The following is a 10,119-nucleotide window of genomic DNA, read 5'->3' as shown; positions in this document are numbered from 1 at the left end:
TCGAATTCGAAGCAATCATGACCACACCGGCCAGCCAGGCCGCGTAACCGAAACTGTCACCTATCCGTGCAGCAGACCCCACCACCTTCAGCGGCCACCCCAACACCCCCCACACCCGTCAGCAGTAGCCGCGCGTCCGTTTCAACGCGCAACTCAGCGACCACCAGGGACGCCACCATCCATCGCAGGTGAGACGAAGCTGCAAGCCAAGCTGCCGACTGGTTGCGGCTGGTTGAGCAGTCCGTCGCCGCTTGTTGCGTAGCGTGAAAACGGATTTGCTTGAGCAGTCGCCGGTTTCGGTGAGAGGGCTGCCTATGCACTGAAAAGTGGCGGCGCGAGCGCTCAGTTCTCCGCGATGAGCCGTTGGTGGTTGACCCAGTCCTGCAGGGGTCCGGGATCGCGGTGGACACGGCCGGTGCGTTGATTGATTTGCTCTAGCAGGTAGCTGGGCCAGCCGATGCCTGTTGCGGTGACGGGCTGCTCGACGTGGTCGCTATATGCGGCGAGCACCGAGGCGACCCCGACGAGGTCTGGGTATGCGGCGATGTGGGCGGCCAGCGTTGTACCCAAAATCGGGGCCGTGGCAGACTTCTCGGCGTTGGCCCAGTAGATCAGGATATGGCGGGCTTCGCGCAGCGTGGTGATACTGCGTTGGGTACCGTACCGGCGAACCAGTGCGCCGTGTCTGCGCGCGGCAGCGAGCACGTGGTGTTGGTTGCGGAGGTCTTTCTGGTCATCGAGAGTGCGCGCCGGTGCTCCGATCCACCGTCGGTGGCGTTGGCAGACCGTGACGTGCATCGGGAGCCAGCAGCAGACCGGTTCCTCGACTCCGCGTCGGGCCATGCACAGTCGACACATCGGGCGGGACTGGTATGCCTGGCGGTTGCAATCGCGATCGCCAGCGAACAGTCCCCGCAAACGGGCACACAATAGCTGCCGCGGCTGGCCGCTGGCGATCGCCAGATAGTCGACGCACGGATAGCCTCCTTCTGTTTGGGAGACATATCGGCGGAGTTGGTGCGGAGTGAGGTGGTTGGCGTGTGCCAGTCGCGCCAGGTAGGACACGACGGTTTCGGCGTGAAATGGTGCCACCGTTCTCGGGAGCTGCCGATTCGGACCGGTGGGCCAGGGCCGAATCGGACGCGTCATGTTCAGCTGGCGCTGCGTTGGGCCGCGGTGTGGGCGGCGTAGTCGATGAGCACGGTGTCCATCAATTCGCGGGTGACCCGTTCGGTTTCGGCGAGCATGGCCTGAATCGCCGCGGACCGGATGAGATGGGCGAGGCTGCCGATCATCCCGTTGGTGCGTCGGTGCAGGTATTTGGTTTCGGCGACAAGGGTTCCCGGCTGGTGGCGATGTAGTCGCAGCGTGCCTTCCATCGCGGCGACCAGCGACGTCCATTCATCGCTGAACGGGAAGGGGCTGGTGTGGATCACCGCGCAGCGGCCAGCAAGCTGGCGTCCCCGGGTGCCGGTGAACAGCCCGGAGCGCTCCACATCGATACCTGCGTAGACGAACGTGGCCGGCAAGTGTTCGGTGAAGTACTTCAAGTGGTCGGAAAGTTCCTCTCCGGCGCGTGTATCGAGGTTCAGGTTGTGAATCTCGTCGACGACGACGATGTCGGTCCGCGCGTCGATGAGCACCTGGCACACGGCATCGGAGATGTCGGTGACATTCATCCGCGGGTTGAGCGTCGGCAGCCCCAAGAACCGGGCGAACTCCATGGCCAGCTTGCGCGGTGAGCCTTTCGGTGGCGCGGTCACATACACCACGGGGATGCGGTCTTCGTCGTGGAAACGGTCGCGCGTGAGTAGTTCATGGAATCGGCCCAGCTGCTTGATCGCGGTGGTTTTGCCGGTTGCCGCACCCCCGGAAATGATCAAGCCCCGCCGGGCGCCGATCTCCCGCTGATTCAGCAGCGTCAGTATCCGGCCCTGTTTGCGGATCTCCTGGATAGTCGAGGTCGTCACCACCACCAGCTCCGAATGATGGGCCACCCGCGCCTCGTCATAGGCGGTCCGCTCCGCATCGCCGAGGCCAGCCCAGACGTCGTCGTCGAGCAGCGTGAACTCGGGAGGGTCGGCATCGACGAAACGCCGCCAGCCCTCCAGCGTCGTGGTGGGCTGGCGGCGTTCTTCGAGCTGACTGACCGCCGCGATCTCGCTCACAGTCGCCACAATTTGGCCTCCTTACGCGCATCGAACACCGGCAGCGGGATCACCTTCGAAACGTCAATCTGGTCATCGTTGTTGTCGTCCGCGCCATCGGCCAGGGCTGGTGATTCTTCCTCGCTATCGTCTGGCATGGGTGGCACAGGGCGTGGCCAGCTCGGTTCGGCCGTGACACGGTTGCGGGCCGCCACCTGCCGCTGCTTGGCGTCCAGGCTCTCGGAGCTTGCTGGGCCGTTGGACGCTCGGTCCAACAAATCTGCCGCGGCCCTGGCCAGCTCGTCCTCGGTGGGCCGGTCGCGGCCTCGTTGGGCAAGCACGGAGCGTGCCTGCTGCCAGATCGACTCGCCGAAGGGAACGGGGGCAGTCCGCAGATGCGTCCAGGTGGCCATCATCCAGCCGCCGTCGTGGTGATTTCGCACCCAGATCCGTGACACGTCGTAGGGGTCGTGATGCACCTCCCACTGGCCCTTGTGGGCATGCACACCGGAATCCTGGTGGCGGTGGGGATTCAACGCCTTGGCGTCGTAGATGCGGTTGTTGATGCGGATCCCGTAGGAGTTGATTGTGCGCCACTTAGCGGGCAGCAGCTCGATGTAGTCCTCACCGGTCAACGGCATCGGCACGTAGCCGGCGAACTCGACCAGGGCGGCGTATTTCTCGTTCGGTGTCAGCGCCTTTCCCGGTGTGACGGGGTCACGTAGCCCGTCATGGGGGCGGTTCTGCCACACGGTCACAATCCATTCGTCCAGCAGGGCTTGCAGCTCGACGATCGACCACGCTGCCTCCCGATCAGCGTTCTTGCCGCGGTGTTCCACCGAGGAACCCACATACCCGGCGACCTCCTGCGCAAACAGGGTCGACACCGATTGAAGTGTGCGCTCCACCCTCGGTTTGTCGGTCGGTTGATCCGGGTGTGCCGGCTGCAGGTTAATCCCCAGGGTGCAGCACGCCTGCCGAAACGTCTGCGACAGATACGCCTTGCCGTGGTCGCACACGATCGTTTCGGGAGCGATCACCGGCCGCGCCGCCGCATCCTCGAGCCGATGATCGATCTCGGTGAGGCGGTGGTGCGGTAGCACCGATCGCGACATCCGCAACGCATCCACCCAACCCGGCCGCATCGGCTCCGGTGTCAACGCCCGCGCCAGCAACAGCGCCGCATCTACCGCTTTCGTCGTCGGCCGCAACACGGCTGCCGGAATCGAGCGGGTCGCATTGTCAACCATGCCGGTCAGCTCCACGCGATCCACCGTGGCGTCGTCAAGAACCACAAGGACGTCCAGAGGTGTGGAATCGATTTCGACCATCTCGCCCGGGCGGGCCACCGTCATCGCCCCAAACGGCTTCTCAGGCTGTTTAGCGAGCGATCTGCGGGTGCGGGCTGACCCGAATGTGTGCTTACCCGCGGACAAGCGCCACATCAGTCGATAAAACGTAGTCTCCGAGGGCATCGCGTCGGCTGCATCAGGCCCGTGTTCGGCTACGAGTTCGCGCGCCACCCGACGACGGAACCGGCGCACCGTCCCCGTCGACTGATCGGTCTCGGCGTCAACCAGCCGGCGCGCCACCTCGACCACCCGCTGATCCACCCGACCGAACAACGCCCGCTGGGGCAGATAGCGCCGATCGACCACACCCAACAGGCCATCGCGCTCATAGGCGCGGCGCTGCCGTTGCAGCGTCTTGAAACTCACCTCATAACCCGCGGCCTGCAACTCCTCGACCTTGGCCAGTTCTCGCTGCCTCAACGTCGTCACGGACACGTCGAACGCGCACCGCCCCGCATCAGATCCCGCGTCACCAGTGCCCGTCAGAACTTCGATAAGGTGCCGCTCCCACCAGCGGGCACGGTCAGCCACAGCCGGCGGCACGCCGCTCAGCGACTCTTGCGAACACAACGGCGGCCACGACGACGACACCAATTCCAACGTCGGGTCGGTTCGCAATTGGGATAGCGGAACCGCACAACGGTCGCCAACTGAATTCATCAGCCGCACAGCCCCACCCGACAGCGCCAGCACCGTGAACACCTCGCCCGCGAGCCGTATCTCATCGCCTTCCCGAACAATCCCGGCCCGCACCCCGATCACCGGATCCTGACCGGTGAAACCACCGTCATCTCCGACAACGGGGCTCTGAGCAGATCAACAGCCAGCCGCTGATGCCACAGCAAATGAAACAACACCGGCAACACGTGCACTGGGTCGCCAACCAAACCAACGCCTGTCAGCAGCGGCCTGGGGTGCGAAAACACGCCCAAAAGTTCTTCAGCAATACCAATACGGCACACACGCGGATGCCTATAGCCCGACAACCAGCGCACGTTGGCCAGCCGTACCGGATCAATCATTCCGACCCGCCGATACTCCCAACCAACTGAGCGACAAGTTATCTCGCTCTTCGCGAAGACTTCCTCATCGGCGGCATCGATCCGGTTGTCGGCCCGAACATCGAATACCACCGCTAAACCATCAGCGGTTCGAGCAAAGAAATCAGGCACATGACAGGACCCATCACCCCAGCAGAAGCGAAACGGTTGAGAAGCAACACCGATCACGTCGGGATCAGCGTCCAACAGCATCAAATGGTCTCGCTCCAGCCACGATTCGTGACCAACATGCTGCCCGGTCGTAGCGAACCACCACAGACCTGGATAATTGCGTTGGCCACGGAAACACGGAAACTTTCGCACAGGGCGACAATCGGACTCGAACCTGATCGTGGCGCTGCGCTGCAGCGCGCGACGGTGGCGCTGACCGTCGGTCGCGAACTCCAAGTCAACGTCACTAGCAACACGCGGCGCCATGAGCGCCGAAGACGCCCGCACACACCAATGCTAGAGCCGATGCCTCAGATCAAGTGAAAACGACACGCACATGCCTCAGGTCAAATGAAAAGACCCCAGGTCAAATGAAAACGGACATTGATGCACGAAGTTGACCGGGGACTCCGTCGCATCCTGAACCTTTAGGCGGGAAGGCGCTATTGCGTCACTGTGACGTATTGATCGCTCTTCGCGGCCCTGTCGTAGATGAATACTATTGGTGGGCAGGATCTTTCCATCCATACCGGGGGAGCGCACACGCGAGTTGCGGGCGCTTTGATGACTTTCTCGATCGGTTCATCTCGTCTGCTCAGTCGGCCGGACCAGGATCTCGTTCACGGCGGCGTGGGCTGGCTGCGTCACCATGAACACGACGGCGGCGGCGATGTCGGCGGGGTGCAGCGGTGCGCCGGTGGTTGCGTCTGGCGCACCCTTGCCGCCGCCCGTCGTCATCTCAGTGCGCACAACCCCGGGTTCAATCAGACCCACGCGGACGCGCTTGCCGGTCAGTTCCTGGCGCAGCGCCTCCGCGAACGCGCCGACGGCGTGTTTGCTGGCGGCATACACGTTGCTTTCCGGCGTCGGGACGCGGCGGCCGGCGACGGAGCTGACCGTGACGATGTCGGCCACGCCTCGTGGCCCGTCCGCCGCGTCGACCACGTAGGACAGCGCCGCGTGAGTCGTATTCAGGACCCCGGTCACGTTGACGTCGATCGTGCGATGCCAGTCGGCGAGGTTGGCCCCCAGCGCGGGAGCGTTGGCGATGAAACCCGCGTTGTTGACCAACACGTCGATCCGGCCGAACTGATTTCCGACCGCCGTCACGGCCTCGGCAACGGCGTCGGCATCGGTGACATCCGCCTCAAGTGCCTGCGCCTGACCGCCGTCCTCCTCAATGGTGCGCACCAGTTCGTCGAGGCGATCGCGGCGCCGGGCAAGTACCGCCACCGTCGCACCCTCCGAGGCCAACGCGCGGGCGACTGCCCAGCCGATCCCACTCGACGCGCCAGTGACCAGCGCGATTGTCTCGTTGAGTCGTCCCATTGTCATGATGGCCTTTCTTCGCGCCGGCCGGTCCAGGAGGGCATGTTTCCGGCGAAGCTACCCACACGTTGTTGCGCAACGATGTGCGCTGCCACCGCATTCCTAGCGTGTGCGTCGGTGCCCCAGAGCGAAAATCACCGTCGCAGTGCACACCGAGGGCGGATCGCCACGCACACCGCCGGTTTGCCGAAAAGCGGTTGGGCGCGGGCGATGCCGCGCTGGAATGGTCAGCGGGTTTCGCGGTGGCCTGCGCGGACGAATACCTCGGCCAGTGCATCGAAGGTTGTGGGTACCAGTCGGTAGTACGCCCATTTGCCGCGTTGTGTTCGTTCGAGCAGACCAGCCTCGACCAGGGTCTTGAGGTGGTGTGACACGGTCGGCTGGGACAACCCGACCGGCGTGGTCAGGTCGCAGACGCAGGCCTCAGCACCCTCGTGGCCAGCGATCAGCGACACCAACCGCAACCGGGTCGGCTCGCCCAGCGCCTTGAATACACCGGCCAGCCGCTCGGCGGCCGCCAGATCCAGCACTGTGTCGGTGATTGGGCGGCAACAGGCATCCAAGTCGGTCGCTGGCCGCGAGCCTTGGGTTTGTGTCGAGGACGCGGTCGTGGCGGGCATGAAGTCAGTATGACATATACGCATTGACATTTATCGATGCATCGTGCACCCTATGGACGCATAGATATTGATCGATGGAAGGGTTACACCGTGGCCGAAACTGCAGATGGAGACCTGCGTAATCGGGTTCGCGCTTCTTACGGTGCGGCCGCGGCCGCGATCAGCACCGGTGCCACCAACAGCGATGTACTCACCGCGGCAAGCTGCTGCGGGTCGAGTGATTCGGCCGATGTCGGGATCATCTTCGGCGCCGGTCTCTACGGCGCCGTCGAGCACTCCGAACTACCCGAGGAAGCCGTTGCGGCGAGCTTGGGTTGCGGCAATCCGACTGCGGTCGCCGATCTACATCCCGGCGAACGTGTCCTCGACCTGGGCTCGGGCGGTGGGATCGACGTGCTGCTGTCGGCCCGCCGGGTCGGGCCGGAAGGGTATGCCTACGGCGTCGACATGACCGACGAGATGCTTGCCTTGGCCGAGGCGAACAAAGCCAAAGCGGGTGCAACGAATGTCGAGTTCCGCAAGGGCACCATCGAGGACATTCCGTTGCCCGACGCCGCGGTCGATGTGGTGATTTCCAACTGCGTAATCAACCTGTCGGCCGACAAACCGGCCGTTCTCGCCGAGATGTTTCGGGTGCTGGTCACGGGCGGGCGGATCGGGATCTCCGATGTCGTTGCCGAGGATCACCTTACCCCGGCGCAGCGGGCCGAACGCGGCTCTCATGTGGGCTGCATCGCCGGGGCCCTGTCCCAACAGGAGTATCTCGACGGCCTAGCTGCAGCCGGGTTCGTCGATGCCTCAGTGGCATTCACTCATCAAGTCGCCGACGGAATGCATGGCGCGATCATCCGCGCCATCAAACCCGCTTGCAGCTGCTAAACCCAGCGGGCGGCGCGAATCCTGCAGGGTAGCCATCACGCCGGAACCGCGAAGCAATCGCCGTATCTTATGTCAAGCTATTCGGGTCGGCCTCGAAGCCGGCCCTGGATGTCGAGATCACGGAGTTGCGGTTTGCGACCCGGTGTCGCGCTGATCCATGCCACGGCCATGGGGGTGAAGGGGACGGGCGACGTAGCCGCCGTAGGCCCCAGGGCGAACATCGCCATCGCAGTGCGCACCGACGGCCGCCGGTTGTGCGCCGCGTCGCAGAACACCAACACCGCTGGTTTGCCGAAAAGCCCTTGGGCGCACTTGACTCCGGGGCGCTGCGGCCACCCAGCCCTGCACCGACAAATCGTCACTGTGACGTATTGAGGGCTCCCGGGCGGTGCGGGGAGCACGGCCGCATTGAGTCGAACTGGTGGACCAATCGACGCGAATGACGGCGTACGTACTCGTGCGAGGCAGGTGGCGACAAACCGTCACCGCCCGACCCGTTCCGTGACGCTTATGCGGGCTTGCACATCCGCGCTACGAGCGCGACGAGTGACGGCTAGGTGCAAGCGAGCACAATGACGCCACTCGGGCACGTGGGCGGCCGGGACTGCCGCTGGTCCATAAATTGCCGATAAGCCACACTATGTCAGGTAGGCTCCGTTTTCATCAGATGAATCGAATGAGACCGGACAATGGTCCAGAGCTCACAGATCGAGAACGATGCGCAGCGCCGCATCAACGCGGCGCATCTCGTCGAAGCCGAGGAACCCGACGCTCCTGCCGAGCCGGCCTGGGTCGACCGCTGCGGCCTGCTCGGCAAGCACTCGAGTGTTCACGCCCCCGATTTCAACCTCGGGACGAAAGCTGGCGGCACGAGCTGACATGGACGTAGGCGCAACCAGCCAGGTCGACAGGGGCAGATGATCTGACTGGACGACGACGGCGTATCGAGTACCGGATTGCTTATGACCGCGGCTCCCCCGCGGGGCATGCAATTTAAAGACCTCACCACGCACGCAGTGTCTCCATATCGCGCAGCACCCGCATGGCCTCGGCGCGATCGGATTCGTCTTCAGCAAGCCTTTCCGCCTCGGCGCGAATCGCAGCGTTGGCCTTCCGTCGTGCAGCATCGATGAGAGCGGATCGGACGGCCGCGGAGACAGCCGTGCCATCTTTGGTCAAGACCTCCAGCGCCTTCGATGTGTCTTCGTCTGGCCGGAAAGTAATCGTGTCAGCCATAGCGACAGTGTACGACGTTTTGTAAGACAATTACCACGGTCCGGCGTTGCTGCATCCGGAGCGAGCGCCTTCATCAACGCGGGTCTCGTAGCCGTTCGGCGATGACCAAAATTATCCGAGTCATGCGTCGCACTGCGCTTGCCGGCGTTACTCTTTGCCGATGATCGCGGGCGACAAGGCGCCTGACTTCACACTGTATGACCACACCGGTCGGCCTCGGACACTGTCCGCGCTGCTGTCCGAAGGGCCGGTTGTGCTGTTCTTCTTTCCACTAGCGTCCTCGCCGATCTGTACAGCCCAGGCCTGTCATTTCCGGGACCTGAGCAACGAATTCGCCGCAGTGGGCGCTCAAACTACTGGGCGCGATCACCTCGGGTGCACCCACGACAGCCTCACCGCGGCCGGGCCTAGCCGCCATGTCGACCACCTCCGCAGCGTGCTGCAGCATCGCGGACTGCTCCCCCAACGCGACGAACGTCTCGCCCGCTTCTAGGTCTGGCTCGCGACCAAACTCGACGCCATCGCCTCGCCGGCCGTGCGCGCCCCCGTCGAGCAGTTCTCCACCTGGCGCTACCAACGCAGCCTGCGCAGCATGTCCAAGCCACGCCAAGGCACCTCCGTGCCGAGACGCTCGGCGCAGCAAGAGATCGCCGAAACGATCAAATTCCTCACCTGGCTCCATGACACCCACCAGCGTGCCACCGCCCAGAGCACACAGCGTGACGTTGAGCCCGGCCGCAGTCCACGGATGCATCCCACCGCATACAATGCCATCGTGGACTTTGATTACGAATCCGCTTACTATTACAGGCCGGAAGTCGGCCGGCTACAGGTACTGCTCGAAGAGGTAACTCGCGCCAAACCAGGTTCACCGCAAACCAGGTTCGTCAGTCCAGATACCGAGGTTGTAGATCGCCTCGCATCAGGATTTCACCATATTTTGTACGGTCGCCGAGGGACTGGAAAGTCCAGCCTCCTCCGACGCATTGAATCAGAGAGAAGAGCCTCTGGCCATCTCGTTGCGTGGGCCGACCAAGAAACTTTCAAAGGGTTGTCGTACCCTGATGTACTGGTGGGGACGCTTGCCGAGGTATTCAGCCAGTTTGCAAACCAACTGGACGATAATGACGGGGCGGTGCCGAAGAAGCGGTTTTGGCAACGTCGACGTCCAAACCCCAGGCAGCTACTGGCACAACAACTTCAGCAGGCTGTAGCAGCCCTGATAGATCTACAGAGGGCACCGAGTGAGAGTGAAATCGAATGGACTGAGGTGAGCCCTTCGTAGTGGTCCAGGTGTTGTGCGACTCTGATGCCCGAGGTTTGGGCAGGAAGAATCGACAACAAC

10 protein-coding genes and 1 pseudogene are annotated in these 10,119 nt (G+C 63.4%); 3 read left to right on the top strand and 8 right to left on the bottom strand.

The annotated features are described in order from the left end of the window. Nucleotides 1-342: 342 nt before the first annotated feature. From ACAG26_RS27455 to ACAG26_RS27430, 6 genes are all read right to left on the bottom strand, one after another. Complete coding sequence (locus ACAG26_RS27455) at nucleotides 343-798, bottom strand: hypothetical protein (protein ID WP_370486234.1); 456 nt, start codon at nucleotides 796-798, stop codon at nucleotides 343-345. 353 nt (nucleotides 799-1,151) lie between these two features. After that, nucleotides 1,152-2,177, bottom strand: a complete 1,026-nt coding sequence (locus ACAG26_RS27450; protein ID WP_105368866.1) for an ATP-binding protein — start codon at nucleotides 2,175-2,177, stop codon at nucleotides 1,152-1,154. Beyond that, complete coding sequence (locus tag ACAG26_RS27445; RefSeq protein WP_370486237.1) at nucleotides 2,165-4,252, bottom strand: Mu transposase C-terminal domain-containing protein; 2,088 nt, start codon at nucleotides 4,250-4,252, stop codon at nucleotides 2,165-2,167. The genes ACAG26_RS27450 and ACAG26_RS27445 overlap by 13 nt, the downstream gene beginning before the upstream one ends. Before the next feature lie 5 nt (nucleotides 4,253-4,257). Continuing rightward, a complete protein-coding gene (locus ACAG26_RS27440; RefSeq protein ID WP_370486236.1) occupies nucleotides 4,258-4,977 on the bottom strand; it encodes a TnsA-like heteromeric transposase endonuclease subunit in 720 nt (239 codons plus the stop codon). Between the two features lie 315 nt (nucleotides 4,978-5,292). Beyond that, nucleotides 5,293-6,039: an SDR family oxidoreductase gene (locus tag ACAG26_RS27435; RefSeq protein WP_370486235.1), complete on the bottom strand. Its 747-nt coding sequence runs from the start codon at nucleotides 6,037-6,039 to the stop codon at nucleotides 5,293-5,295. A gap of 227 nt (nucleotides 6,040-6,266) precedes the next feature. Continuing rightward, nucleotides 6,267-6,659 (bottom strand): ArsR/SmtB family transcription factor, encoded by a 393-nt coding sequence (locus tag ACAG26_RS27430; protein ID WP_370486233.1) that lies wholly within the window; start codon nucleotides 6,657-6,659, stop codon nucleotides 6,267-6,269. A gap of 36 nt (nucleotides 6,660-6,695) precedes the next feature. On the opposite strand from ACAG26_RS27430, the gene arsM reads away from it, so the two are divergent. After that, the gene (arsM, locus tag ACAG26_RS27425) at nucleotides 6,696-7,538 is read left to right on the top strand and encodes an arsenite methyltransferase (RefSeq protein ID WP_370486232.1); all 843 of its coding nucleotides are present in this window, start codon (nucleotides 6,696-6,698) and stop codon (nucleotides 7,536-7,538) included. A gap of 701 nt (nucleotides 7,539-8,239) precedes the next feature. Here arsM and ACAG26_RS27420 read toward each other — a convergent pair. Continuing rightward, nucleotides 8,240-8,551 carry a type II toxin-antitoxin system PemK/MazF family toxin gene (locus ACAG26_RS27420; protein ID WP_370486231.1) on the bottom strand — a complete coding sequence of 104 codons (312 nt, stop codon included), beginning with the start codon at nucleotides 8,549-8,551 and terminating at the stop codon, nucleotides 8,240-8,242. Beyond that, complete coding sequence (locus tag ACAG26_RS27415) at nucleotides 8,541-8,774, bottom strand: hypothetical protein (RefSeq protein WP_370486230.1); 234 nt, start codon at nucleotides 8,772-8,774, stop codon at nucleotides 8,541-8,543. Before ACAG26_RS27415 ends, ACAG26_RS27420 begins: the two co-directional genes overlap by 11 nt. Nucleotides 8,775-8,934: 160 nt before the next feature. Between ACAG26_RS27415 and ACAG26_RS27410 the strand changes: the two are divergent. Next, a pseudogene (locus ACAG26_RS27410) lies at nucleotides 8,935-9,135 on the top strand (redoxin domain-containing protein); the annotation flags it as partial. Between the two features lie 174 nt (nucleotides 9,136-9,309). Then, on the top strand, nucleotides 9,310-10,059 hold the full coding sequence (locus ACAG26_RS27405; RefSeq protein ID WP_370486229.1) for a hypothetical protein: 750 nt from the start codon (nucleotides 9,310-9,312) through the stop codon (nucleotides 10,057-10,059). The last annotated feature ends 60 nt before the right edge of the window (nucleotides 10,060-10,119 follow it).

Origin of the sequence: Mycobacterium sp. pUA109, from assembly GCF_041287095.1 — a bacterium.
Lineage (GTDB): Bacteria > Actinomycetota > Actinomycetes > Mycobacteriales > Mycobacteriaceae > Mycobacterium.
This window is presented reverse-complemented; position numbering and strand designations above follow the sequence as displayed.